Consider the following 26626-nt stretch of genomic DNA (forward strand, 5'->3'; position numbering starts at 1 on the left):
TTCATTGATCCATACCTTTTCGCGTGCGCGTCGTAATCAGTTACGTATATGATCTCATGAATCCCGTCGTTTTTCTACGTGTGGAGGATTTGACGCTTACTTTGGAAGAACATTTAGCGAAGTGCTGGAGGATTTAGGAAAATAGACCATGCGGAGCTCCTAAGATGCAACCAGTACGTATTGCCGCCAATTGGCGGCTTTTTTTTGCCACTACGAGTCCTGAGTCCCGGCATATGCAGAAGCGAAACCCGCACATACGTATTAGATCGGGTAGAATAGTTCGTTGTCTGTTCGTATTTTCGCAAAAAAAGGGGAACAAAAGAAAATTACATGATATAACAACCCTGTTAATACCATAATTTGCCGCACCCGGAGGGTGGCAACGTTTTGCTGACAGGAGGCGAAGGGGTGCAAATCTATTTCAGAGTCAAAGCGGCCGGCAAAAGGCGTCCGGTGCTAGAACTCATTGAGGCGTCGCTGCCTGACGATGTGCAGTGTCTGGGGGATGCGATTCGGGCGATTGTAACGGATCAAGTGCAGCGTTTTAACGAGCGCAGCACCGAGCAATCTATTTTTCCTTACTTAAGTCCCGGGCAACTGGAGGAGCAGGCCGAAACTGGCAAGGTAGGCTTCCAGGCGGCTTATGACGACCGGAAGGCAAATGCTGCGGCTGCGGTCGAGACGGCGCTTTGCAGGCATTTGAGGACGGCATTTACAAAGTGCTGATCAATGATACAGTCGTGGAGGAGCTGCAAGCGCCGCTGACGATTGCGCCCGGATCGGTTTTTACCTATTATCGCAAAGGCTATCGTTCCCGCAATCTGGCTCATTATATGGAAGCTATACGGTTGACAGTTAAATATTACTATAATGCTCTTGCTTATGAGTGCACCTTGCAGGATTATTTGACGAGGCATGACATCATTCTGTCGGAAGACTCTATTATGGGCGACCGCATCGCCCGCGAGCTTGACATGGGCAACGAGACCGTCTTTGAGGCGCTTAGAGACATCATGTTTGGCGAGAATCAGACGGCGCTGCTGACCAGGCCGATGATTCGTGGCATTGTGCAGAGCCATAACGTAGAAGCCTACGAAATGCTGGGGCGTCTCCTGCCGCTGCTGTTCATTTGAGGCAGACAAGAGCTTATCCGCCGCGCGCAGCATCTCCTCATCGGTCTGCTGCATGAGCAGCGAAATGCAGGCTTGACGCAGGGTGCCTGTCTTCAGCTTCAATAACTCAACAATTTTGTCCAGTTCGGCAGCGGCAAGCTCCAATTGTCCGGAGCGGCGCGAACAGTTCAATGCTTTATTGCAGTCGCTGAGGCAGCTCAAAGGGACGAAAACCTTTAAGGAGAGCGTATTCCCTTGGGCGGTGGCAACGCTAGATGCCGATGAGCTATTGCGGCGCATGATGACGTTGGCGGTGGCCGGGCTTGCGATTGTCGAATCTTTGCAGCAGGATAAGCAGCGGCAAGCGCTTTATCCGCAAGTGCGGGCCCATGTTCAAGCGCTGCATGAGAAGGGGCGGGCTACAGCACAGGAGCAGGTGCTGATCGATAAGCTGCTTCATGCTGCAGATGCGGAGGATGGCGCCGAGAATGGCTTCGGTTTATATGATGTGAATGAGAACGTGGCGATACCGCCCAAATTCGATCATCCGGAGCTGGTCGACGCATCGGATCGGCAGCAAGCCGAGCGGGAAGCGGAATATGTGAGGCAGTATGCGGCGTGGCGGCCGGAGGATGTTGCGGCGATATATCTGCATTTTGAAGCGCTCATGGAGGAGCATTACAATTATGAGTATGAAGGGCAGTATTACAGCAACTATTCCGAAAAGGTGCTGCTCGGCAATCAGACGTACAGGCTGTACAAGGTAAAAAAAGCCGATGGCGAAGAGACTGCCGAGGATTCGCTGGACAGCTACCCGCTGCCGGAGGTATGGCGGCAGGCTGCGCGGGATTTGCATTTGACGCCGATGCGCATGCTGGTCTTCATGTTCGGAGGGGAGGACCACACGATCAGCGATGCCGCGGAAAAGCAATGGTTCACAGAGCTCTATGCGGATGTGCAGGATAAGCAAAAAGCGCAGCAATTGGACAAGGCGCTGGAAGCGCTCAAGCATAGGGGAAAAACCGATCAGTTGATTCGCCTGCTGTTTCATGAAGCCGACTCGACGGAAAGCTTTACGGCTTGTATGTCTATCTACCGTTCATTGCGGGCACGGCTGACGGTTGAGCAGTGTGTCATGCCGCAAGCGGAGCTGGATGAAGAAGCCAACATGTATTGGCATCGGGATAGAGACCGCTTTCCGGCTCTGGGATCGGACCTGCTGGAGCAGTGGCTGACGTGCGCAGAGCCGTGTGCGCAAAGCGACGAGCAGTTTGCGGAATATTTCTTCACCGCTTATGCCAGCTACAAGCTGTTAAAGAGCGACGACGACGTTACTTTATCCGTTGATTCTTTTATGCGTGCGCATCATCTTGGCCTGATCAGCGACGGCGTCCTGCTGCGTGAAATGATGGCAGGGAACCTAGCCAAAGATTTCATCCGCACATTAACGCATCCGAATTGGAGCAAGTCGCGGCTGGAAAGCTATCCGGGCGTGAGGCCGCTATTGGAGCAGGCGGTGTGCCGTATTGTTGAAATCGAATCGCGCCGCGGCGATTTGCCGACAGAAGTATCAGGGTTGTCGTTAGCGATTCAGCGATTTGAAGGCATGCGCTTCTTTGTCGCTATTTTGACCGGACTGGGGAAGGAAACGTTCCGGCGCGGTTACGTCTACAGTAGCGACCTGACGAAGAAGGCCGTGCTCAGCTCGCTGCTGAAATGCTGTTATCCCGCCAAAGGCGAAGACGCGGCACAGCTCGCCGCATTGCTGGAAAAGACGGATCTGACCGAGCAGCGTTTGCTGGAAGCGGCCATGTATGCGCCGCAATGGGTTGATATCGTGCAGCAGCATCTGGGCTGGTTGGGACTAAAGAGTGCGGCATGGTATTTCCACGCTCATATTAACGAAACCTTCTCCGCGCAGAAGGAGACGGAAGTGGCGATCTTCTCGCCGATCAGTCCGCAAAGCTTCAATGACGGCGCCTTCGACGGAGATTGGTTCAAGAGCGCTTATGAAACGCTCGGCGCAGAGCGCTTTGACCTGCTGTATAGCTGCGCCAAATATATTACCGAAGGCGGCAATTCGCACCGTCGTGCGCAGTTGTTCGCCGATGCTACCTTAGGGAAACTGGATAAGCAGGAGCTGGTGGAGGGCATCCGCTCTGCCCGAAATAAGGACAAGCTGCTCAGCTATGCTTTGCTGCCCATTGCGTCTGGAGACAAGCGGGAAGTGCTGGAGCGGTATGAGTTGATCCAGCAGTTCCTGAAAGAAAGCAAGCAATTCGGCGTTCAGCGTCGCGAAAGCGAAGGAAAGGCCGTCGCTATAGCCCTCGAAAATTTGGCGCGCAATGCAGGCTACGGCGATGTCAATCGGATGAGCTGGGATCTTGAAGCTGAAAAAATCGGAGAAATCGCGGCTTATTTTTCCCCGCAAGATATGAATGGCACGAAGCTTTGGCTGGAAATTGATGATGAAGGCCAAGTGGAGCTGAAGGTGGAGAAGGGCGGTAAAGCCCAGAAGAGCATACCGGCTGCCTTGCGCAAGAATGAGCTGGTCTTGGTCATGAAAGGGGCCCAAAAGGAGCTCAAGGATCAGTATACCCGTGCGAAGCTCAGCTTCGAGCAGGCGATGGAAAGCGGTACGCGTTTCACCGCGCAAGAGCTCGGGGCGATCATTCGCAATCCGGTCATTGCGCCGCTCGTGCGCCATCTCGTCAGGATCGATGCGGCAGGGGTGGAGACAGGGGAAGGCGGTATCGGGTATTTGCAGGAGCCGGACCAAGGGGCGGACGCATTCATGCTGCGCCAGCCGGACGGTGGCCTGCTGACACTGCAATCGGATGCCGAGCTGCTGCTTGCCCATCCGGTTCATCTCTATGCGTCCGGGCGCTGGAGCGAGTTTCAAAAGGACTTGTTTGTGCGGGAGATCAAGCAGCCGTTCAAGCAGGTATTTCGAGAATATTACCGTCTGAATGCCGATGAGATTGCTGCGGTTACGGTATCCCGCCGTTACGCCGGCCATCAGGTACAGCCTCAGCGGACGGTAGCCTTATTGCGCGGCCGCACGTGGACCGTCGATTACGAGGAAGGGCTGCAAAAGGTATACTACAAGGAAAACCTGATTGCCCGCATGTATGCGATGGCCGACTGGTTTACGCCGGCCGATATTGAGCCGCCGACCTTGGAGACGGTGCAGTTCTTCAATCGTGAGACGATGGAACCGGTCAAGCTGGCGGAAGTGCCGCCGGTTATTTTCTCGGAAGTGATGCGCGACATCGACCTCGTCGTCAGCGTAGCTCACGCCGGCGGCGTCGATCCGGAGGCCAGCCATTCGACTCTGGAAATGCGCATCGCGATTACCCAAGAGCTGCTCATGCTGCTGAAGGTCGACAATGTGCGGCTGGAAGGCTCTCATGCGCATGTTGCAGGCAAGCTTGGCGAATACAGCGTCCATATGGGTTCAGGCATCGTGCATAAAAAAGGGACAGGAGCGCTTACCATTCTGCCTGTTCATTCGCAAAGCCGCGGCCGCCTGTTCCTGCCGTTCGCCGACAGCGATCCGCGCACAGCGGAAATTATGTCCAAGCTGCTGCTGCTGGCAGAAGACAGCAAAATTAAAGATCCAAGCATCCTGGCGATGCTATAGCATGCAGAAGAGCGCCCGACAAACATCGGGCGCTCTTGGTGCATACAAGAGCGTAGTGGTCGGAGAGCCCGCTCCGTCGTGGCGCAGAGGTTAAGGTAAGGTAGAAGGTCGGAAGTATTCTGAGGTTAAAACCCGGGGAAGCGTGGGGTTGGAAAAAAGCGGACAAAGGTTTATAATTTAACTGTGCTGTTTTGTCGTCGACCCCCAATGCTGCAAAAAAGCCGGGGGATCGACGACAAGTATAGTTAGGCGGCAAAAGGGATTACGACGTTTGTTTTGTTTGATACGTAATTTGGGGATATGTAGAAATGGCTTAGTAGCGGGAATTTTACGGGTTTTGAACGTACCTATGAGGAATTGAAACGCGCCATCAAGCTCTTGGGCCATGCGGCGCAGTTCAGTTTTGAACGTACCTATGAGGAATTGAAACTAATACCCAACAATTTGTTGGAAGTCAATAGTATAGTTTTGAACGTACCTATGAGGAATTGAAACTGGATACCCAGATATTGTTTTAGAAGAGCACTTCGAGTTTTGAACGTACCTATGAGGAATTGAAACCAAGAACAATTTCTCCATTTCGTAATACATCATCAAGTTTTGAACGTACCTATGAGGAATTGAAACGCGGTCGAACCATGGTGATAAAGTTGAGTTGGTTGGGTGTTGAACGTACCTATGAGGAATTGAAACCTGCCTCGGAGAAGCATATTAAGTTTTGGAAAAGCATGTTTTGAACGTACCTATGAGGAATTGAAACGCCGGCTTCCCTCCGGGTTTGTACATCAATGAGATGGGTTTTGAACGTACCTATGAGGAATTGAAACTAGATAATGTTGAATCGATTTTAAGCGACTATAATAGCGTTTTGAACGTACCTATGAGGAATTGAAACTCAATTTCGCTCATTGCATATCTATCCAAACGAGTTAGTTTTGAACGTACCTATGAGGAATTGAAACCTTGTCTCGGTTGCAGGCCGTACTCATCAGTGATGCGTTTTGAACGTACCTATGAGGAATTGAAACATTCTTGGTGAACGTGTGACAATTGGGGACCCTGATGGTTTTGAACGTACCTATAAGGAATTGAAACATGGACCCTATTGATTTCACTGATTTCCTGACTCCATCGTTTTGAACGTACCTATGAGGAATTGAAACGTACATTCCATTCGTGAATGACACTTGCTACCTTAGTTTCGAACGTACCTATGAGGAATTGAAACACGCAGCTTCTACTGTTGCCCCTTTCCCAATATGATCTTGGTACAATAGCCAAGGTCGCGGGATAGTGCTTGTTTCCGCCGGATTTCCGAAAATCAGTCTGGCATCGGTACGCTGACGAATGTATATGGCCGGATGACTCGCTGTCCACAGACTGGGATGGATGGATATTATGGATGATCCAAAAGAATACCGCATTAAGACTCTTCTTCCCAAAAATTGGGGTAATCTTTGCTAATGCGGGCCCCTTTTCTCGCGCCATTGTAGCACATTTACGTTTGCCCGACCACTCAACGAACGGGGCGGGGCAAACTATGCTCAATCGCCCAACACTGCCAGATCAAGCTGGCTCATACCTTCAGGATCGGAGATCAGGTCGACTTCGGCAATTTTTCCATGATTCATTGTAAATTTGAGTACATAGAGCAACCTGCCTCGTGGAGCCACGATGATTCCTACTTGTCCGTTCACGAGGGCTAGTTGCGCTGCTTTCTGCGCACGTCCCGCAACTTGTTTCGCTAGTGCGACCGCTCCTCGCGTTACTCGTGAAGATCCGGTTTGACGATCGTCGCGAAGTATAACGTCCGGATCAAGCGCAGCTACAAGACTATCGAAATCGCCGGAGTGAGCTGCTGCGAGAAAAGCTTGAACAACGTCGCATTGGCGATCAAAGTCGGCTTCCGGCATGGCTTTCGCCCCGCGAATTCGGCAGCGTGCCCGGCTCGCAAGCTGTCTTGTTGCGCTCTCCGACTTTCCTACAATAGGAGCAATCTCAGTGAAAGGCATGGAGAAGACATCGTGCAGCACGAATGTGATGCGTTCCGCAGGATTCAAATTACCGAGCACGACTAGCAGGGCAATACCAACGGAATCAGCCAATATGGCTTCTTGTTCAGGGTCGATGATATTCTCTTGGCTCGTGACAGTATGGGGCAAGTGAGTTTCTATCGATTCTTCACGCCTGGATTTTCGCGATCGTAACATATCCAGACATATACGTGACACAACGGTGGTCAACCATCCTCCCATGTTCTCGATGCTTCTTCCATCCGCGCGACTAAGACGCAACCAAGCCTCCTGTACTGCGTCCTCCGCTTCGCTCAATGATCCCAACAATCGATAAGCCACGGCTTGAAGGTGATTCCGGTGTGCTTCGAACGTATTTGCCAACTCAACTTGTTCGTTCATCATTCAACCTCCCGCACAAAATAAAAGTCCCTATAGTGTTGACGAATGAAACCGGAACAATGCGACAAGACGCCGATCGTTTTTTTTCGAAACATGTTGTCACACTTCCCGAGGGTCGATCCGTCAACATAGTAATGAGCCAGCAAACGGTTCTAATCAAAATTACGAGGAGTGCTACACATGAAATAAGCGAGAATGGAAAGTCCTGCGATGATCGTACCCGATGCGTCCCAAGCCTTACAATTACAAGCCCTGCTGCATTTTCTGCGGAAATAATGGCAACGAATCCCAAAACGAAGTGAAAGTGGGTATTTCTATTATGACAACCGTGTTATATATTACGGCAAATCCACATGACGATGAAAAATCTTACAGTATGTTAGTGGGCAAAGAGTTCGTACAGGCGTATCGATCCGCAAATCCGCATGATGAAGTGATCCATCTTGATCTGTACCAAATGGATATACCGCAGCTTGATCAAGATGTTTTTAGCGGTTGGGGAAAGCTGAAGGAAGGGATTGCATTTGAAAATTTGACCGATTCGGAGAAAATGAAAATAAGCCGTATCGGTGAGCTGGTTGACCAATTTGTTGCGGCAGACAAGTACGTATTTGTTACCCCGATTTGGAACTATTCGTATCCACCCGTTGTGAAGTCTTATATCGACTCCATTTGCATAGCAGGGAAGACCTTCAAATATTTGCCGGATATCGGCCGGGTTGGCTTGCTGAGTGATAAAAAAGCCGTGCATATTCAAGCAAGCGGAAGCTTCTTGTCGCCAGGCTCGGATGACGAAGACTTAGAAATGGCTCACCGGCACCTGAAGGCCATTATGGATTTTGTTGGAGTTCCCAGCTTTGAGGGGATATTTGTTGAAGGTATGGCTGCAAAACCCGAGCAAGAACCTGCGATAAAAGAAAAGGCCATTCAACAAGCGCGTGAGGTTGCCTCAAGATTCTAACGAAGAGGGTACGATAGCAGCGGCGCTCTATTGACCGGGATTCCTTATATACAAATACAAGGAGTCCCCGTCTTATGCTTCCTTCCGCCAACCCCAATTTGACCTCCTGGAGCTAACGCGCTAAACTAGGCATTATACCCGGAGTACCGTAAAAGTGTCCAAGCAATACGGACTCTGACTATTTTGGCATGAGGTGAGCATGGGATGAAAGAACGGATTGCCAAAGCTGCTATCGCGCTGTTTCATGGAAAAGGGATCAAGTTCACGATGAGCGACTTGGCCAGATATTTAGGCGTAAGCAAAAGCACGCTGTACGAGCATTTTACGTCCAAGGACGAGCTTGTAGGCTATCTGGTCCAGCAGGCAAACGAAGAAACCGAAAGACGTTTTCAGGAAATTATCCAACATTCCAGTTTGACCATACCCGAGAAGCTGAAAGCCATTCTCTTGATTGTCCCCTTGGATTTTCAACACAGCTATGTACGCTTGCTGGCGGAGGTGGAGCGATACCATCCCGAACAGTGGAGCAAGCTGGATCATGCCATCGATGAAGAGTGGGAGATCGTCACCAAGCTGGTGGAAGACGGCATCAACAGCGGAATCTTTCGTCCGATGCACATTCCCACGCTAATCCAAATTCTCAATGCGTCGTTCCAATCGATTTTCGAGCAACCGTATTTGGCTTCCAACCAGGTGACCGTGCAGGAATCTCTTTCGACGATGGTGGATATTATCTTGCACGGCATTTCGAAAGAAAACTAAGGCAAAACTATAACGTTTTCATTCGTGAAAGCTGAGCAGCAGAACGACAACCTCGCGGGTTGGGCGATGCGGTTCGGCTTTTTTAGATTTCCGCGCACGTCTCGCCGACAGGAATTCGGAGCTTTACAGGATGGAAAATGGCGGTATAATAAAACTATGAGTACCAAATAAAATATTTTGGTACCCATAGTACAGAGAAGGGGAGCGAGCGTGACACTTATGAGATTCATCAAGAAATCTTTTCGGCCCATCAATCAGGGCAATACCTTATCCAAAAAGCTGGGCGTCGTCTTCCTGATCGTTACCGTGATGCTTGCCGGTTGCTCACAAAGCTCCTCGCCTTCGGAGGCAGTGGTACAAGCGGCTGAACCGGCATCGAAAACCGTCAAAACCATGAAAGTGGCCAAACAACGCTGGGAAGGAGCCAAGGAAATGGTGGCAGAGGTCATTCCTTCGCAGCAGTTGGATGTCGTGCTGAAGACGGACGGCGACGTTGTGAATGTCGTGAAGAAGCGGGGAGCGCAGGTCCATAAGGACGATGTGATTGTGGAGCTGGACAAGAAAGATATTTTAAGGCAAAAGCAAAAATTGCTTTATGAACAAAGCAGCTTGCAGGAGCAGCTGGCCAAGTCAAAAAAAGATTTCGAAGACGGCAGGACGGAGCTTGTCTACAATATCAATACGGCCAAACAAGAATTGGCCGACACCGAGAAAGACTATAACCTGATTCGCAACAATTACGATCGCGGACTCGCCGACAAGAAGCAAATGGAGCAGATGGAGACCGTGGTGAACAAATTCCGGCGAGGCTTGGAGATCATGCAGAAAAAACTCGAAACGTTGGAAAACACGAACTCCTTCGCTGCGCTTCAATTGCAGATTCACAACAACGAAATTAACTTGCAAGATATGGAGCGCAGCATTGCCTATTACGACGTGAAGGCCCCGGCCAAAGGCGTCCTTGTCGAAATGCCCATTCTGGAAGGCATGGTCTTGGCTCGCGGAACGAAAATCGGCGTGGTACAGCAGCAGAGTCCGATCAAGATTCGCGCCGAATTGACCGATACGAGCTTAAGTTACGTGCAGGGAAAAACAGAGCTGCCCTTCTACATCCCGGATACGCTGGATAAATTTATCGGTAAAATCAGCTACTTGGCCAATGTGGCCAACACGCAAACAAAGACTTACACGCTGGAGCTGGAGGTCCCGAATGAGGACGGACGCTTGAAATCCGGCATGCGCGTGCAACTGGTACTCGCCGAAGACGGGCAGCAGGAAACGATTGCCGTCCCAGTCAGCAGTATCGTTCGTGAAGAAGGAGAAACGTATGTTTTTGTCGTTAACGGAGATCAGGCGGAGAAGCGTAAAGTAAAAGCGGGCCGAACCAAAAAGGATCAGCAGGAAATTTTGAACGGACTACAAGTGGACGAGGCGCTGGTGATTACCGGACAGCATCAGTTAAAGCATAACGATAAAGTCAAAGTCGTCGAGTAATCCATACGTTCCATAGCTGGGCTGTTGAAGGGGGATGACATGGCTTGATTGCCAAAGCGCTGAAATACAAAAAAATAACGCTGCTGTTTTTCATCATGCTTGTGTTCGTAGGCTTCTTTAGCCTTGCAACCTTGAAAAAGCGGGAAAATCCCGAAATCACGAGCTCCGTCGCGCTGGTCAAAACGATCTATCCCGGGGCATCCCCGGAAAAAGTGGAGCAGCTTGTGACGAAGCCGCTGGAAGAAGCGATCAAAGAAATGCAGCATATCCAAAAGATCGAATCGACCTCCGAGGTCAATGTCTCGCTGATTACCGTAGAGCTGATCCCTGACGTTGATTACAAGAAAGCGTGGGACACCTTACGGCAAAAGGTGCAAGCCGCAAGAAGCAAACTGCCGGCGGAAACCAATCCATCGGAAGTGGATGACGATCTGGCGAAGACGGCTGCTCAAATCGTACATCTGGTCATCGATCGTCCGGAAGACATGGAGAAGCTGCGGCCGGTTGCGGACAATTGGAAAGAACGGCTTCGCACGATCTCCGGCGTTAGCGACGTGCAGATTGTCGGTTTGCCCGAGAAGGAAATGAAAGTGATCCTCGATAAGAAGAAGCTTGAAGGCTTTGGGCTTCCTTGGGGTGTTGTGTTGCAGTCATTGACCAATACGCACGACCGGATTCCTATCGGAGATGTCAAAAAGGACAATCAGCGCATTTATGTTCAATTGACGGGAGAGTGGAAATCGGCAAGCGATCTTGCGGATACGGTCATCTTCCGGTCGCCCGAGCAAGGACCTTCGGTGAAGCTTAAAGATGTGGCCGAAGTGAAAATGGGTACGAAGAAGGTCAAGGAGCAGGTATTCTATAACGGCAAGCCTTCGGCGGATATCGTCATCAATGCCGAGAAGGGCGTCGACGTTCCGTCTCTGCAGCAGAAGATCGATCAGGAAACGGCCCGCCTCAAAGCGCAGCTTCCGTCCGACGTCGCCATGGTATCCTTGTTCACGCAAAAGGAAAGCGTCGATAAGCTGTTTTCGCAATTGAGCAAAGAACTGATCATCGGGATGATTGTCGTCATTCTGGTTTGTTCCCTCGGGCTAAGATTGAACACGGCCGTCGTTGTCTCTTTGGCGATTCCCATTTCCATTGCCATCGGGTTTCTGCCTGTCATGATGACCTCGATTGACTTGAATCAAATCACCGTCGCAGCGCTTGTGATCGTGCTCGGGATTCTGGTTGACGACGCCATCGTGGTCAATGATAACATCGAGCGCAGGCTTCAGTTAGGCGACCGGCCCTACGAAGCGGCGCTGAAGGGCAGCCGGGAAGTGGGGATTTCCATTCTCACGGCTACCTTGGCCACGGCGGCGGCATTTTTTCCGCTGTTTTTCCTTGAAGGTAACATCGGTGATTTCATACGGCCGATTCCGGTGGTGATTAGCCTTACTCTGGCGGCGTCCATGATCATGTCTCTGACGATTGTCCCAATTTACCGCCAGTGGTCTACCGAGCGCCAGCTGCGCCGGAACAAATCTACGGATTACGGGAAGCTGCCCGGGCTTTTGGGAGGAACTCTTGAGCGCTTAAGCGTTTTTTATGAAAAGCAAATTCGCCGCTTGTTGAAGAGACCGGTGCTTACGGGGATGACGGCCTTGATCATCGGCACATCCAGCTACGGGCTGCTGCCGTTTCTTGGGGTAGAATACTTTCCGAGCGCCGAGCGGGCGGAGTTTTTGGTCGATGTGGAGATGCCGGTCGACAGCTATTATGAGCACACAGTCGATACGATGAACAACTTGTCGGTCTGGGCCGAGCAGCAGGAAGGGGTTCGCGCCGTCACTGCTTATACGGGACGTACGGCACCCCGGTTCTATTATTCGGAGAACGTATCGTACGGCACAAGACTCGGACAATTGTTTGTCAGTCTGGACGAATCCAAAACGCATACGAAAGAGCTTGTTCCCACGTGGCGCAAACAGCTCAGCCAGATGTTTCCGAATGCCAGGATCTTGGTTAGAGAATTGGAGCAAGGGGTTCCGGTGGGAGCTCCCATCGCCGTCCGGATCAGCGGATCGGATTTGCTGGAGTTGACTTCCCTATCCCAACAAATTCAGGATAAGCTGAGAAGTATTCCGGGCGCTGTCAATGTGAAGGACGATGTAGGCGCGCCGATGCCAACGGCCGACCTGCAGTTGGATAAAGACAAGGCGCAGTTTTACGGCGTGACCGAAAAAGATTTGTCCGCCTCGATGCGTCTCGCTACCGAAGGCGTGAAAGCGACAGATATCCAGATCGGCAATAAGCTGATCGATGTCACCTTGTACAGCGAAGACGAGAACGTATCCCGTTATGAAGCGCTTGAGAATGTTTTTGTGCCTTCGCAAACCGGGAGGCTGTACCCTGTGAAGGAGTTCGTCAACTTTGAACGCAACCAGATGGTCAATGCGATTCAGCACCGCAATTTAACCAAAACGATTACGGTCAAATCCTACGCGGACGGGCGTCTGGCCTCGGATATTCAGAACGATCTGATCAAGGCGATCAAGGATATTCAACTACCGGACGGGTATAAGATCGAGTACGGGGGCGAAGATCAAGAGCGCAATGCGGCTTTTATCTCGCTTGGCAAACTTTCTATTATCGTCATGCTGCTGATCTATACCGTCATTGCCATGCAGTTCTATTCGCTGTCCACGCCGATTTTGATTTTGTCAACGGTCTATTTGGCTCTGGGCGGCGCCTTGATCGGTTTGTTCGTAACCGGCGCTCCGATCGGATTCATGGCGCTGATGGGGCTGATCAGCTTATCCGGCATCGTCGTTCGCAACGGCATCGTGCTGATCGAATTTATCGAAGACGCCCGTAAGGAAGGGGTAGCCCTGTACGATGCCATCGCGGAGTCAGGCCGGGCAAGGCTGCGGCCGATTCTGCTTACATCCGCTGCGGCGATCGGGGGAATGCTGCCTATGGCCCTTATGGGAGGCAGCATGTGGCGGTCGATGGCCGTATGTATCATATCCGGCCTTATCTTCTCCACGCTGCTGACGTTAATCGTTGTTCCGACGATGTACTTAAAGCTTGCCGAGTGGCGGGATCGTCGTCAGAAGCGGCGCGCCGAACTCGAATTGACCTAGAAAATATACGAGGTTATCGAGACCGCTTCGGGCGAGGTGAAACGGTTGGTTGCGGCTTCTTCGGCTTTTGCAGCGACGGTCGGTTCGCCTCTCACGAAACCCGATGAGGGATGGCAGCGATTTGACGATACGGCTCCGCACATGGCAAGAAGATAGGCAATGGATTGTATGTGAAAACGAGACAAGGGAATTGGATTGATCTTATTTTGTTAATCGAGGAGCGCTTATAAGGTGCTTCTTTTTTTTGTGTGGAAAGCGCTGAATGCCGCCCGTTTTGGGTGTGTAATGTTGGCTAAGCGGCGGGCTGTTACGGGCCCAACGCTTGGTAGGGAGAAGCTATAAAATGCGTTCGGAGCTTGCGGATAGTGAACCTCAAGCATTTCACTGCGGGAACCGCAGGAATCGCTTGCTCAAGAAGAGAAGGATGCTTCTCTGTTCGCAAGAATCCCCCACCTCAGCGCCATTAGCGCAGGTGGTGGGAGTGTTCAATCCTTTCACAACTGACACAAATTAGACAGCAAACATTATAACGTTATACTTTAAAACATCGATATCTTTTGCTAATATAACATTATAACGTTATAATGAATTAAAGTATCGATACAACCCTAGTGTAAGCGCTTAAAATTGAGATACGAGGTGAACTGTATGAAAGAACGGGCTGTAATCAAAAATGTACAACGTGTCGGCGGTGACAAGGTTGATATCATCATCGAGAATGGCGTGATTGCCCAGATCGAGGCTGCCGGCAGAGGGCGAGGTGATCGTCTTATCGAGTATCCGGGAGCCTATGTATCGAGCGGATGGATTGATATGCACGTTCACGCGTTTCCAGAATTCGACCCTTATGGCGATGAAATCGACGAGATCGGCGTCAAGCAGGGCGTGACGACGATAGTTGATGCCGGAAGCTGCGGGGCCGATCGGATAGCGGATTTGGCAGCAAGCCGTGAGCGGGCGCAGACGAATTTGTTCGCATTTTTGAACATATCCCGGATCGGTTTGCTACGAATAGATGAGTTGTCTAATTTGGCGTGGATCGATCGCGAACAAGCCGTGCAGGCGGTGGGCGCGCACAAAGATCTAATCGTCGGATTGAAGGCGAGAATCAGTAACAGCGTCGTGGGGGAGAGCGGTATAGAACCGTTACTCATCGCTCGTGGCCTGTCTCGCGAAACTTCTTTACCAATCATGGTCCATATCGGGTCCGGCCCGCCGGATATTGAGGAGATCGTTCCACTGCTCGAACGGGGCGACGTCATCACGCATTATTTGAATGGAAAGGCCAATAATCTTTTCGATGGCGAAGGGAAGCCGCTTCGGGTACTCAAAGACGCCGTCGCCAGGGGCGTGCATCTGGATGTTGGCCACGGTACGAGAAGCTTCTCTTTTAAAGTGGCGGAAGCTGCCAAAAGGCACGGTATCGAGCTTCAAACGATCAGCACGGACATTTATCGCGGTAACAGGCTTAATGGACCGGTCTACAGCATGGCCCACGTCCTTTCTAAATTCCTTTATCTAGGCTATTCGCTGGAAGAAGTCATCGCTGCGGTCACCACGCATGCAGCAGATTGGTTGAAAAGGCCTGAACTCGGCCGCATTCAGGTCGGAGATAAGGCCAACCTGACCATGTTCACGATAGAAGAAGAACCGACGGCTCTCATGGATTCCGAAGGTGATATGCGCATGGGCGAACGAAGAATAGAAACCAAGGGAGTGTTTGTAAATGGCAGCTTCATTGAATGCTAAATACGGACTTAAACGCGTTATTAATGCCAGCGGCCGAATGAGTATTCTAGGCGTATCGGCTCCGTCAGATACCGTGATGGAAGCCATGAAGCACGGCGGCCAAAGCTATGTGGAAATTGCCGATCTGGTCGACAAAGCAGGTGACTATGTGGCGCGAATTCTAGGATCCGAAGCAGCGGTGATCGTCAATTCGGCATCGAGCGGCATCGCATTGTCCGTCGCGGGTATTGTCACGCAAGGCAATCGCCGCAAAAGCGAACGGCTTCATCAGGAGCCCATTGCCAAAAATGAAATCATCATCCTTAAAGGTCACAACGTCCAATACGGCGCTCCGGTTGAAACGATGGTTTATTTAGGCGGAGGTAAGCTCGTTGAGGTCGGATACGCCAACGAAGGCAAAGCCGAGCATATCGAAGATGCGATTTCGGAAAACACGGCGGCTATTTTGTACGTGAAATCTCATCACGCCGTTCAAAAAAACATGATCTCCGTTGAAGAAGCATGGGAGATTGCGCAGCGAAACCGAGTGCCGCTTATCGTTGATGCTGCAGCTGAAGAAGATATTCGGAAATACGTAAAATACTCCGACCTTGCCATCTACAGTGGATCGAAAGCGATCGAAGGTCCAACTTCAGGGATTGTCGGCGGCAAGCGCCAATATATCGAATGGGTCAAAGTGCAGTTGCATGGCATCGGACGTAGCATGAAAGTCGGTAAAGAAACGTCTTTCGGCTTGCTTCAAGCGCTCGACGAGTACGGCGTCAAACATGATAAGAGCGAGCAGGAAAAAGAGGCCTTGCAAACTTTAATGCCGCTAAACGAAATGGCAGGCATCAAAGTAACGATCGTTCAAGACGAAGCAGGACGCGCCATTTTTCGAGCACGTGTTCAAATCGATCCGGCACATTCCGGTACAACGGCCAAGGATGTCGTCGCTGGACTTAAAAACGGTGAGATTGCGATCTATACCCGGGATTATGGCGTCAGACAAGGGTACTTTGACATCGATCCGCGTCCGCTTCAAGGCGATGACATTGAGGTTATCGCGGCACAAATACGGAAACTAGCAGGAGGTAACTAATATGTCCAACATTGCAAAACGTTTGTACAAAGGCCGTGCAGCACTAAACGTTCTAGCTAACAGTGTTGAAAACGCCAAGGAAGTGTTCGAAGCAGCGGAAGGTTTTGTTCTAGTCGGCGTTCTGTCTAAAGACTACCCGACCGTTGAAACGGCTGTAGCCGCAATGAAACAATACGGCCAGGCGATTGACGAAGCTGTGTCCATCGGCTTAGGCGCCGGTGATAATCGTCAGGCAGCCGTTGTTGCCGAGATTGCCAAGCATTACCCTGGCAGCCACATCAACCAGGTGTTCCCTGCGGTTGGAGCCACGCGCGCGAATTTGGGCGGACAAGACAGCTGGATCAACAGCTTGGTATCGCCAACCGGCCGAGTCGGCTATGTGAATATTTCAACGGGACCGGTAAGCGCGGCACAGGCTGAGCATGCGATCGTACCTGTTAAATCGGCAATCGCACTTATAAGCGACATGGGCGGCAACGCTTTGAAATATTTTCCGATGAACGGCTTGCAATGCGAAGATGAGCTTCGTGCCGTCGCCGAAGCATGTGGAAAAGAAGGATTTGCCCTGGAACCGACCGGCGGTATCGATAAGGAGAACTTCGAAGCCATTTTGCGTATTGCGCTCGAAGCCAAAGTACCGCAAGTCATTCCTCACGTGTACTCATCGATTATCGACAAAACGACGGGCAAAACTAAAGTTCAAGATGTAAGGGAATTACTTAAGGTCATGAAAAGATTGGTTGATCGACATGGCTAAGCGTATAGCGGCTTTTGGAGAAGTGATGATGCGCTTGCAGGTACCTGGGTATGAACTTTTGTCCCAAGCCGACAGTTTGAAATACTCGTTCTCCGGAACAGGCGTTAACGTCAGCTCAGCGTTGTCGCGCTTTGGACATGAGGGATACCTGATCTCCAGACTGCCTTCGAATCCGCTGGGGGATGCGGCGGAAAGCTATTTGCGAAAGTTAGGTATTTCCCAGTCCCTTCTTAGCCGCGGAGGCGAGTACTTGGGTATGTATTTCCTTGAAAACGGTTTTGGAGCGCGGCCCAGCCGTGTTACTTACACCAATCGGCAGGCGAGCAGTTTCAATACGGCGCCAGAAGGCACTTATGATTTTGACCAAATTGCAAAAAGCATCGATATGATTCATTTCTGCGGCATCACATTGGCGATGAACGATAACGTTCGGCAGCATATGAAATCTTTGGCCAGGGCGGTCAAAGCGAACGGTGGCACCGTCGTTTTCGATTGTAACTATCGTCCGGCCCACTGGCGGGATGGTGGTTACGCTAAAGCGAAGCCGCATTACGAGGAAATGCTGGAGCTCGCGGATATTGTGATGATGAATGAAAAAGACGCGATACTGACCCTGGGCATGCCTTCGGATAAATGTGAACGTGAAGAGCAGCTCATGGACCTAATCCCGGACGTGGCAAGGAAGCATCGAATTTCGGTTATCGCAGGCACGCATCGTTTTATAAACGGGGACAATACGCATTCCCTGAGAGGTTTTATTTACAAGGACCAAGTCTTCACCTTTTCTAACCTACTCACTTTTTCTGTTTATGACAGAATAGGTGCAGGCGATGCCTATACGAGCAGTATCATACATGGGGAAATCGAGCAGTTTTCACCTCAACAAACGGTCGACTTTGCTGCTGCAGCAAGCATACTGGCGCATACGATCGTAGGTGACACGCCAATGTCGTCAGTGGGTGAGATTTTTCGCGCGATGACGGAAAGAGTAAGTGATGTAGAAAGGTAGTGGCGTACGCATGAGCTTGTCTCACAAGCAGAGACCGTTATATTTGCAAATTATGAACATTGTGAAGGACCGCATTTTACACGGCATATATCCGATGGGGACGAATATCCCCTCGGAGCCGCAGCTCGAACAGGAGTTTAACGTCAGCAAAATTACGGTTCGTAACGCGATCAATGAGCTGGTGCAGGAAGGATATCTAGAAAAAGCTAGCGGTAAAGGGACGAAGGTCATCCGGAATACCTCCGCTTCTAAGCTTTCCAGGTGGAAACGATTCACGGAAGTTCTGGTCGAAGAGGGGCATGGAATCCGCAAGCAACTGCTCCTTGCGGAGGTCATCAGCAATGAAGAAGGGTCGGAGCCTTACCAGTTGTTTGGGGAGAACTGCCTCCGGATCGAAAGACTCTATCACCTGAATGACGTGCCATATATCCATTACACACATTATTTTACGATGCGGGTGGCAACGATCGAGCTGTCGGATCTGAATGCACAATCGTTATACGACTTACTTGAAGAGCAGGAAGTCAACCTGGAGAAGTACCGCGACGAGTTTGCTGTAGGGCCAGCGCCTTCCCATGTAGAGAAGGCTTTGCAAGTCAAGAAAGGAACGCCTCTGTTGAATAGATTACGCTTTTCGTACGATGAGAAAGGCGAACTAATTGAGTACAGCCATGGGTATTACAATACGGACATGCATCGGTATGTCGTAAATTACGACGTCTAGGAAGCACGGAACCCGTATTTCCTTGACTTACATGAAATCGCTTACTTCACATAAAGAAAAGAGGAATAACCATGACAATGTATCTCCTACTGATCACTGTGCTGGCGATTGTAATTGTGATTCTGGGCGTAGCCTGGTGGAAGTGGCATGCATTTATTAGCTTGACGGTGGCGAGCTTGTTTCTGGCGATTATGTCCGGATTATCGATGGACAAGATCGTCACAGCTTATGAGACCGGTGTCGGCGCCGTATTGGGACATTTGGTCGGCATCTTGGCTTTAGGTACGATTCTCGGTAAAATGATGTCGGAATCCGGCGCAGGCAACCAGGTAGCCAATTTCTTCATCCGCGTGTTCGGTGAGAAGAGATTACCTTGGGCTATGCTGCTATCAGGTTTTATTATCGGGATCCCGGTTTTTTTCGATGTGGGGATCGTCATGCTACTGCCTTTAGTCATTACGATCTATAAATCGACCAAAAAAAGTATTTTGTTGATCGGACTTCCGGTGATCGCTGGCTTATCGATCGTACATGGTCTTGTCCCGCCGCATCCGGGTGCGATGACAGCGATTGGCATCTATAATGCCGATATCGGAAAAGTATTGATCTACTCTTTGATCATTGGTTTGCCGGCAGCAATTATCGCAGGGCCGTTGTTCGCCAAGTGGGTAAGCAAGCGCGTTGTACCCGAAGGGGAGCCGGAACTGCTTAGTGAAAATGTTGCGCCGGATAAATTGCCAAGCACGGGTATTTCCTTCTTCGTCATTTTGCTGCCGGTCGTGCTGATGGTCATGGGGGTTATTGCACCGTTCCTACCGATTCCAGCCGGCTTGATGAAGTTTCTAACATTTATTGGCAACTCAGTTATCGCACTGCTCATCTCGTGTTTTGCGGCATTTTTCTTCCTTGGTTATCGCCAAGGAATGAACAAAAAGGTTATCAACAAGTTAGCGCACGAATGCTTGCTGCCAGTAGCTTCAATCATTCTGATCATCGGCGCGGGCGGCGGCTTCAAACAAATTTTGATTGAAAGCGGTGTCGGTACGTCGATCGCCGAAATGGCGCAACATTTGTCGCTATCTCCTTTGGTTCTCGCCTTCCTCGTTGCTGGTTTGATCCGGATTGCGACAGGCTCGGCAACGGTTGCTTTGACGACCGCGGCAGGTATCGTATCCCCGATTATCGAGCATATGTCCGGCGTCAATCTGGAACTGTTAGTTATCGCCACCGGCGCGGGCTCTCTTATGTTCTCCCATGTCAACGACGCTGGCTTCTGGATGGTAAAAGAATATCTTGGACTTTCAGTTAAAGAAACTTTTAAAACATGGACGGTACTTGAAACGATGCTTTCCTTCATTGCTTTCGGAACTGTACTACTTGTTGACATATTCTTTTAAACAAGAGACGACTTATACCCAAACTGTTCATTAAGAGGCGTTCAACAAAGGCGTTTAAAGCGTAAATTTGTTATTATTTTTCATATCAAATCTGATAGCATCGGTGAAAAAAGAGTTTAGGTGATTAACCTAATAGAGCCTGTTCAAAAAGCTCATAATATCGGATAAAAAACAAAAATGCACCTATGCGAAAATGGTAAAATGGAAGTACCACACTACCATTAAACCAACAACGCGATCAAATTCAGAGGCTGTCCGTTCTTCCATCGTTTTGTGACTTGGCTGTGCGTCATTGTCAGGGGGCGTTCGTCAGATTGCCCAGACGTTCTGCTACAGCTTTTGTCGTCAGTCCTTGTTCAAGCAGAAGCGTTGCCGAAGTATGGCGAAGGCCGCGGAGATTCACATGTTGAAACCCATTTGCTGTCAGGAATTTCCGTCACCAATTTGTCGGAGTGTTTGGGTGATGCGGGATACCGTCAGCACTTTGAAACAAGAATTACTTCCGATGCCTTCCTTTTCGTTCCCCATCCCACGTTTGCTTTTTCCATGTCTATGTCGCGTATCTCTCCAGCTCTTTTATGTACCAAGCAGGCATTTTGACCTTCCGTCTTGAAGTCTGATTGAAAAAGGGGAAATAATGGTTTAAAATACCATATAATGTATCTTGAAGGGGGACGCCGCTTAATGAGGTGCAATCCCGTGTAGAAGGAGGTGCGTTATGTCAAGAAGGGGAGTAGGGGTAGCTTTTTGTTTTCTAGCTACGTTTCTTTATATATTGCCAAATCTTTTAGCAGCCATCATTACTTCAGGTTCAGCTCAATTCGAAACGTACATTTTTCTTTTGAAAAAAAATATTGTTCAGCAATTTAACGAAATTACTGTCCTCACGCTTGTTGTTGGGTTAATTTATTTACTGTGGGCCGAAATCAGTGAATTTAGAAAGAAAAAATAAGTATTTTTGAAAGTTATCTATGAGGAATTGAAACAATATCAGGGTCAATCAGGGAAAACATACGTCTCGTTTTCGTTTTGGGGCTAAGTGGGGGCGGGCTCTATATAAAAAAAGGATACGCAGGGCAATGATGCATGTACAGCGCATCAAAAACAGGATGAATATATCCACTGGCTGGCGAACGAAGGCGTCAGGCCAACCGACAACATAATCTAAAGGACAAGGGTCACATCACGCAATATGCGCGATAGTGACCCTTGTTTCTAGCGCCTTCTCTTAAAATCAATCACTAAAGCCAAGGTAGCAAGAGGTCCTAGAAAAAGAGAAATTAAAAACCAGTTCAACCCGCTAAGGTTTTTACTTTGAGCTAGACCCGTATTTACAAGCGCAAGCGAAATCCAGTAAAGATGATAATATTCTATTTAAGTGCACCTCCCAATTATTGTAAGGCGGGGATGCTTTCATTATACCAAATCTGTTGCCAAAAGTTTCCTTGGATGTTGCCCACTCTAGCTGATTATTTCCTCGGGGTTGTAATTTCTGTGTGCTCCATTGGCATCAACAACTTTTGTGACACTAAATCTTGTTGACGGTATCCCGTATCACCCAAACATTCCGACAAATTGGCGGTGGAAACCTTCCATCTTGAAGTCTCATTGAAAAAGGGGAAATAATGGTTTATTATACCATATAATGTATCGTGAAGGGCGACGCCGCTTAATCGAGGTGCAATTACGTGTAGAAGGAGGTGCGTTATGTCAAGAAGGGGAGTAGGGGCAGCTTTTTGTTTTCTAGCTACGTTTCTTTATATATTGCCAAATCTTTTAGCAGCCATCATTACCTCAGGTTCAGCTCATTTTGAAACGTATACTTTTCTTTTGAACAAAAATATTGTTCAGCAATTTAACGAAATTACCGTCCTCACGCTTGTTGTTGGGTTATTTTATTTATTGTGGGCCGAAATCAGTGAATTTAGAAAGAAAAAATAAGTTTTTAAAAAAACAACAATCAGGCGATACGTCACCTGATTGTTGTTTGAATTAATTGGAAGGAGGGGAGTCCGAAACTATGTGTTCGAGAACACCGTCTTGAAATCCTCCGACATCATGGTTAACCATAAATCAACAAAATCCGTTCCTCTCAGTTTATCTTTCCAGTTAGTGTAGTAACTATTTTCCCAATGCTCCATAACCCCATAGGAGTTCCTCATCATTGGTGTAAATTCAAACCATGCGTATTTGCCTTCAGGTGCCTTCACAACCAGGACACGCTGGTAAGATGTTGCTTTTGACCAAGATCCATCAAATGCGATGTCAAGTGCATCTTTGATCTTACCGGTTAAAGTAAGATTAAGACTATACTGATACTGTTCTTGCACCTGAAACTGCGCTTCACCACCATTTTGAACCACTGGAGTGACTCTCTTCTTAAGTTGACTACGAAGTGCTAAGTATCCACCAGATTGTTTATAAACGTCCCATTCGCAAGTTTTCCCCCAGCAAGCTTGAAGCCCTTGGAAGTTCTCGGAGGGACTGTAATTGTACTTGTTTGCAATGAAGCTGCGCTTAGCACTTTCGCGCTTTTGCTCATTCAAAGATGCTTCATCACGAAGTTTTTGCACTTCGGCTTCTTGAATTTCCACTAACCCGTTTTCAGTAACCCGCCATGACTTTGCAACTTTCTTCTCCTCTTTTGCCAATTCGGGCTTTTCGGCGGCGTTACCAACTGCGACGGCGCTAAAAGTTAAGACTGCCACCAGCGCAAATTGAAGCAATACTTTTGCTGATCTTTTGATCAAAAGGATCTCCTCCCAATCTTTAATAAATTTGAACAACGGTCGGCCGACTGGATTGTCCTCCTACAAATTACCATCGATTCCAATATATTTTATATAGGACAAAACTACCTTTTTATGAGTAATTAGGAGTACTAGATATAGTAGATCAAGAAAAAATTCATGTAAAATCGTGTCGATAACTGTAAGTTATTATCTAAATATGTTGTTTTTCTCTGATTTTCATCTATTTTTTGATGATAGTCGCTTAATATCCTTCAAATTCTCTATGTTGCTATCTGAAACTCCAAGATGTAATATTATGGTATCTAAAGAAGGGAGTGTTTGGGGATTATGACAAATGTAGGCGGACTTGAGACGGAAATGAAAGACCATTTTTTTTATGCAGCGGAACATCTTTTCAAGGAGGAGAAAAAAGCAGAAGCAGCGCCCTTGTACCGTTATATCATTGATCGGGAAACAGATCATGGCGATCAGTCCTACCTCCTGTGTCAATTTCGGTTATTTCAATGTCTTGTCGGAGTGAGTTCGGAAGGAAACAAGGAAGCACTGGGACGGTTTGAGCCGTTTTACAGCCGCTTGCCAGAAGACGTATGCCTAGAGGCTATATTTTGGATGGCGAATGTTTGTTATTCGTTAGGTGATTGGAAAAAGGTAGAGCGCTTTGGAAATGAACTCTATGCTTTGGCCCAAAATGTGTACGAAAAATTAAGAAAAGAAAAATTTGTTAAAAATCTACATACTGAGCGGCATTTAGTGGTATATTATGGTCATGGGCTACGTATCAAGGGGTTCATCCTAACTATGCAAGGGCGATACGAAGAAGCGAAAGAATGCGTGGCAGCGTATTCAGACCTTGGATGGTTTGAGTTCCTTGACGAAACGGGGAAAAAGGAGGTCGAAAGGTTTCGTACTTGGAGTAAGGGAAACATGTATGCGCTTGAGTTGAAAACTGGAAACGAAAAAGCAGTCCATGAGTATCTCGATTTTTTGCAAAAGCATCCTGCTGAATTTCTTGGTGGTGCAAAAACCATCATCGAATCAGCTAATCGATTTAGCTTTAATGTTGATGATGTTATGGAGACACTTGTAAAAAACCTCCCACCTGTAGATTCTGATGTAAGCTTTGTGGACGGCATCCAGTTATTTCATTTTTGGTATGAGAAAGCATTCTACAGCTTCAAAAAAAATCAGCTAGTCGTGGGGATCGATGAATTGTTATATGCCCTTTATATGGCACAAGTCATGAAATATTATACGGGTTTCGAGAAATGTACAACTTTATTCTGGGAACATAGTGATTATGCAACTGAGCAGCAGAAATTGGGATACAAAAATATCGTAGAGGGAGTGTTAGATTTATGAAAAAAGCATTTCTATCCTTAATGATGGGGTTGATTTTATTAAGTGGCAATATTCCTGCTCAAATAACACAACCAACACAATCAACACATGTGTCAACTCTTGATGATCATGGTTGGGGGGTTTAATATAAACAAAAGAGTCCCGGCCAGTCGATTTGGACTGGTCAGGGACTCTTTTTTTAACTCGGCTCCGGCAAATATCGCCAAATATTTGACTTTGCATGGAATTGAACATGAGTGATCGTAATATTCTTATGAGACAAAATTCATTCTCCTTTATAGAATTGGTCTAAATTTCATATTTTACTTGTTATGTCCGTATAGCTGACCGCATGCTGCATCAATGTCCGTTCCGAATTGAGTTCGCACAGTGACTTTGATGCCCTTTGACTTTAAGATACTGACAAACTTTTGAACCCGATCTTTATCTGATTGATGAAAGCTTTCAGGTGTCACGTCGGTTGAATTGTAGGGGATCAAATTGACGTGATATAAATGTTCCCAGGGACCTCTGTGCTTTAACAAAGCAGCAATGGCTTCCGCATGCTCATTTGAATCGTTTTCTCCTCGAAGTAATATATACGCAATATAGACTTTTCTACCTGTATCACGAATATGCTGATCCAACTTGTTCAACACATCATTAAGCGGAAACCGATTGTTAATGGGCATTAGCTCGCTCCGCTGTTCGTCGAACGGAGAGTGCAGTGAAAAGGTCAGGTTAACCTGTGGAAATTCCTTTGTCAGACGATCGATACCCGGCAAAATTCCGATGGTGGAAACTGTAATTCTTCGATGCCCCAAGCCAAAGGTTCGTGGATCTGTTAGAATCATAAGCGCGTCGAAGAGATTAGGATTGGCTAACGCCTCTCCCATACCCATAAACGAAACACTATCCAAGGCTTGACCATTTAAATGAAAGTATAACAGTTGATCGGTAATTTCATCAGCGGTCAGATTTCGTTTCAGTCCGATTGTACCTGTAGCACAGAAGCGACAACCATATCCGCATCCGCACTGGCTGGAAATGCAGTATGATTTCCATCCGCGCTCATAGCTTAGTTGAACTGCTTCTATACGTTCACCGCCCTCAACGGAAAAAAGCACTTTATTCACCTGTCTGGATGTCTTTTGCATAACAGGGGTTAAGTTCAAAACGTGTTCGCCAAGGTTCTTAATTAATTCGTTTCTTATACCCTTGGGTAGTATGGTCATTCTGTCATATTCACCAATTCTTTGCTTGAAGATCGCATCCGCAATTTGTTGAAACCGATATGCGGGTTGTTTCAATGCTGTCAATATATGTTGAATCATTTCGTATTTCGAAGTTGATTTCATGTTTTTTCTCCTCTTGAGCCGGAGAAAATGTCTTAAGCACCAATAAAGGGTGCTGGACATCTACATTAACCAATTAAAACCCACGATGCTTGCGGCTCCAGTCGCTACGTGCATCTATCTATAGATGGATAATGCTCCGGCATCCGTTTAGTTTGATCGTGAACCGTACTAACGGACAATGAACAGTTCACATGAACATTTACAACTTCAAACATTTATTTCAACCTCCTAAAATAATAAAGAGCTACAAGAAAGGTACCTTTCTTGTAGCTCAAATGAACAAATACGAAAATCTAACCCAATGAATGGATTAGATATTGTTATTTTATTTGAGTGAAGAGAATAAGTAACTTTCTTGCTTAACAAAGAATAAAACAGTTTTTGTTTTATCATTTGTAAAATAAGCAAGAAATATTACATTATTCTCATCATCTCCCCTAGATTAATTGCTAGTATTGTAGCACACCCAAATTCACATTTCAACTTTGTATCAATCAAGAAATCTACTCGGGAGAACAGGCAATTCGTAAGGCACAGTTCGTGTCCGCTATTGAATCATCCTTGAGTTTTTCGACGGTATCCCTCTTCGAGGATTTGTTTTAAACCTTCGGTTCTTTTTTGAATAAATGTGTTCCAAAAAGTCTTACCTTTTTCAGCCAGTTCTTCATGTGAATAAATCCCTTCTTCAAACTTTCCCCAACAACCATCCTGAGTTAGCTTATCCCACCCTAAGTAATCTGCATAAAGACGGTTTTCTGAAGGTATGTCTGAACCCATTGAATTGGTTTTAACCAATTCAGGACAAAGCCACATAGCTGTACAAACGGACAATAAACCACCGTGCATTTCGTTTAAGCCTTTTAAACGTAAGCGTCAAATCCTCCACACCTAGAAAAACGACGGGATTCATGAGATCATATACGTAACTGATTACGACGCACAC

General features: G+C 48.0%; 21 protein-coding genes, 1 pseudogene and 1 CRISPR repeat array. Of the genes and pseudogenes, 17 read left to right on the forward strand and 5 right to left on the reverse strand.

What is annotated here, in order from left to right; all coding sequences use genetic code 11:
• The first annotated feature begins 408 nt into the window (after nucleotides 1–408).
• Both NLX71_RS23875 and NLX71_RS23880 read left to right on the forward strand, forming a co-directional pair.
• Nucleotides 409–726 (forward strand): hypothetical protein, encoded by a 318-nt coding sequence (locus tag NLX71_RS23875; protein ID WP_254366290.1) that lies wholly within the window; start codon nucleotides 409–411, stop codon nucleotides 724–726.
• Entirely contained in the window at nucleotides 690–1133 is a 444-nt protein-coding gene (locus tag NLX71_RS23880; RefSeq protein ID WP_254366291.1) for a DUF5724 domain-containing protein, read from the forward strand. Before NLX71_RS23875 ends, NLX71_RS23880 begins: the two co-directional genes overlap by 37 nt.
• Nucleotides 1134–1175: 42 nt before the next feature.
• Here the strand turns inward: NLX71_RS23880 and NLX71_RS27345 are convergent.
• Nucleotides 1176–1304: pseudogene (locus NLX71_RS27345) on the reverse strand (DUF5724 domain-containing protein); the annotation flags it as partial.
• On the opposite strand from NLX71_RS27345, the gene NLX71_RS23885 reads away from it, so the two are divergent.
• On the forward strand, nucleotides 1249–4755 hold the full coding sequence (locus NLX71_RS23885; protein WP_254366292.1) for a DUF4132 domain-containing protein: 3507 nt from the start codon (nucleotides 1249–1251) through the stop codon (nucleotides 4753–4755). The pseudogene NLX71_RS27345 and the gene NLX71_RS23885 overlap by 56 nt on opposite strands.
• A gap of 334 nt (nucleotides 4756–5089) precedes the next feature.
• Nucleotides 5090–5983: direct repeats of the CRISPR family, unit length 30 nt; unit sequence GTTTTGAACGTACCTATGAGGAATTGAAAC.
• A 316-nt stretch (nucleotides 5984–6299) separates the two neighbouring features.
• On the opposite strand, the gene NLX71_RS23890 is transcribed toward NLX71_RS23885, so the two are convergent.
• Nucleotides 6300–7169 carry a sigma-70 family RNA polymerase sigma factor gene (locus tag NLX71_RS23890; RefSeq protein WP_254366293.1) on the reverse strand — a complete coding sequence of 290 codons (870 nt, stop codon included), beginning with the start codon at nucleotides 7167–7169 and terminating at the stop codon, nucleotides 6300–6302.
• 319 nt (nucleotides 7170–7488) lie between these two features.
• Between NLX71_RS23890 and NLX71_RS23895 the strand changes: the two genes are divergently transcribed.
• The 12 genes from NLX71_RS23895 to NLX71_RS23950 all read left to right on the forward strand — a co-directional run bounded on the left by NLX71_RS23895 (nucleotide 7489) and on the right by NLX71_RS23950 (nucleotide 22175).
• Complete coding sequence (locus NLX71_RS23895; protein WP_254366294.1) at nucleotides 7489–8130, forward strand: NAD(P)H-dependent oxidoreductase; 642 nt, start codon at nucleotides 7489–7491, stop codon at nucleotides 8128–8130.
• Nucleotides 8131–8334: 204 nt separating this feature from the next.
• A complete protein-coding gene (locus tag NLX71_RS23900) occupies nucleotides 8335–8892 on the forward strand; it encodes a TetR/AcrR family transcriptional regulator (RefSeq protein ID WP_254366295.1) in 558 nt (185 codons plus the stop codon).
• A 219-nt stretch (nucleotides 8893–9111) separates the two neighbouring features.
• A complete protein-coding gene (locus NLX71_RS23905) occupies nucleotides 9112–10386 on the forward strand; it encodes an efflux RND transporter periplasmic adaptor subunit (protein WP_254366296.1) in 1275 nt (424 codons plus the stop codon).
• Nucleotides 10387–10430: 44 nt separating this feature from the next.
• Nucleotides 10431–13517 (forward strand): efflux RND transporter permease subunit, encoded by a 3087-nt coding sequence (locus tag NLX71_RS23910; protein WP_254366297.1) that lies wholly within the window; start codon nucleotides 10431–10433, stop codon nucleotides 13515–13517.
• 648 nt (nucleotides 13518–14165) lie between these two features.
• Nucleotides 14166–15266: an amidohydrolase/deacetylase family metallohydrolase gene (locus NLX71_RS23915; RefSeq protein ID WP_254366298.1), complete on the forward strand. Its 1101-nt coding sequence runs from the start codon at nucleotides 14166–14168 to the stop codon at nucleotides 15264–15266.
• On the forward strand, nucleotides 15244–16347 hold the full coding sequence (locus tag NLX71_RS23920) for a DgaE family pyridoxal phosphate-dependent ammonia lyase (RefSeq protein WP_254366299.1): 1104 nt from the start codon (nucleotides 15244–15246) through the stop codon (nucleotides 16345–16347). Before NLX71_RS23915 ends, NLX71_RS23920 begins: the two co-directional genes overlap by 23 nt.
• 1 nt (nucleotide 16348) lies before the next feature.
• Nucleotides 16349–17104 carry a 2-dehydro-3-deoxy-phosphogluconate aldolase gene (gene dagF, locus NLX71_RS23925; protein ID WP_254366300.1) on the forward strand — a complete coding sequence of 252 codons (756 nt, stop codon included), beginning with the start codon at nucleotides 16349–16351 and terminating at the stop codon, nucleotides 17102–17104.
• Nucleotides 17097–18113 carry a sugar kinase gene (locus tag NLX71_RS23930; protein ID WP_254366309.1) on the forward strand — a complete coding sequence of 339 codons (1017 nt, stop codon included), beginning with the start codon at nucleotides 17097–17099 and terminating at the stop codon, nucleotides 18111–18113. The genes dagF and NLX71_RS23930 overlap by 8 nt, the downstream gene beginning before the upstream one ends.
• 10 nt (nucleotides 18114–18123) lie before the next feature.
• The gene (locus tag NLX71_RS23935) at nucleotides 18124–18837 is read left to right on the forward strand and encodes a GntR family transcriptional regulator (protein WP_254366301.1); all 714 of its coding nucleotides are present in this window, start codon (nucleotides 18124–18126) and stop codon (nucleotides 18835–18837) included.
• A 71-nt stretch (nucleotides 18838–18908) separates the two neighbouring features.
• Nucleotides 18909–20234: a GntT/GntP/DsdX family permease gene (locus NLX71_RS23940; protein WP_254366302.1), complete on the forward strand. Its 1326-nt coding sequence runs from the start codon at nucleotides 18909–18911 to the stop codon at nucleotides 20232–20234.
• Between the two features lie 718 nt (nucleotides 20235–20952).
• The gene (locus NLX71_RS23945) at nucleotides 20953–21186 is read left to right on the forward strand and encodes a hypothetical protein (protein ID WP_254366303.1); all 234 of its coding nucleotides are present in this window, start codon (nucleotides 20953–20955) and stop codon (nucleotides 21184–21186) included.
• A gap of 755 nt (nucleotides 21187–21941) precedes the next feature.
• Complete coding sequence (locus tag NLX71_RS23950) at nucleotides 21942–22175, forward strand: hypothetical protein (RefSeq protein ID WP_254366304.1); 234 nt, start codon at nucleotides 21942–21944, stop codon at nucleotides 22173–22175.
• Between the two features lie 77 nt (nucleotides 22176–22252).
• Here NLX71_RS23950 and NLX71_RS23955 read toward each other — a convergent pair whose 3' ends face one another.
• On the reverse strand, nucleotides 22253–22984 hold the full coding sequence (locus NLX71_RS23955) for a hypothetical protein (RefSeq protein WP_254366305.1): 732 nt from the start codon (nucleotides 22982–22984) through the stop codon (nucleotides 22253–22255).
• A 330-nt stretch (nucleotides 22985–23314) separates the two neighbouring features.
• Between NLX71_RS23955 and NLX71_RS23960 the strand changes: the two genes are divergently transcribed.
• Nucleotides 23315–24346, forward strand: coding sequence for a DNA-binding protein (locus NLX71_RS23960; RefSeq protein WP_254366306.1), 1032 nt, complete (start codon nucleotides 23315–23317; stop codon nucleotides 24344–24346).
• Entirely contained in the window at nucleotides 24343–24471 is a 129-nt protein-coding gene (locus NLX71_RS26710; RefSeq protein WP_302058419.1) for a hypothetical protein, read from the forward strand. The genes NLX71_RS23960 and NLX71_RS26710 overlap by 4 nt, the downstream gene beginning before the upstream one ends.
• 177 nt (nucleotides 24472–24648) lie before the next feature.
• On the opposite strand, the gene NLX71_RS23965 is transcribed toward NLX71_RS26710, so the two are convergent.
• Both NLX71_RS23965 and NLX71_RS23970 read right to left on the reverse strand, forming a co-directional pair.
• The gene (locus tag NLX71_RS23965) at nucleotides 24649–25683 is read right to left on the reverse strand and encodes a Cfr family 23S rRNA (adenine(2503)-C(8))-methyltransferase (RefSeq protein ID WP_254366307.1); all 1035 of its coding nucleotides are present in this window, start codon (nucleotides 25681–25683) and stop codon (nucleotides 24649–24651) included.
• 555 nt (nucleotides 25684–26238) lie between these two features.
• Nucleotides 26239–26529, reverse strand: a complete 291-nt coding sequence (locus NLX71_RS23970; protein WP_254366308.1) for a hypothetical protein — start codon at nucleotides 26527–26529, stop codon at nucleotides 26239–26241.
• Nucleotides 26530–26626 lie beyond the last annotated feature (97 nt).

Source organism: Paenibacillus sp. MZ04-78.2, assembly GCF_024213375.1.
GTDB lineage: Bacteria > Bacillota > Bacilli > Paenibacillales > NBRC-103111 > Paenibacillus_G.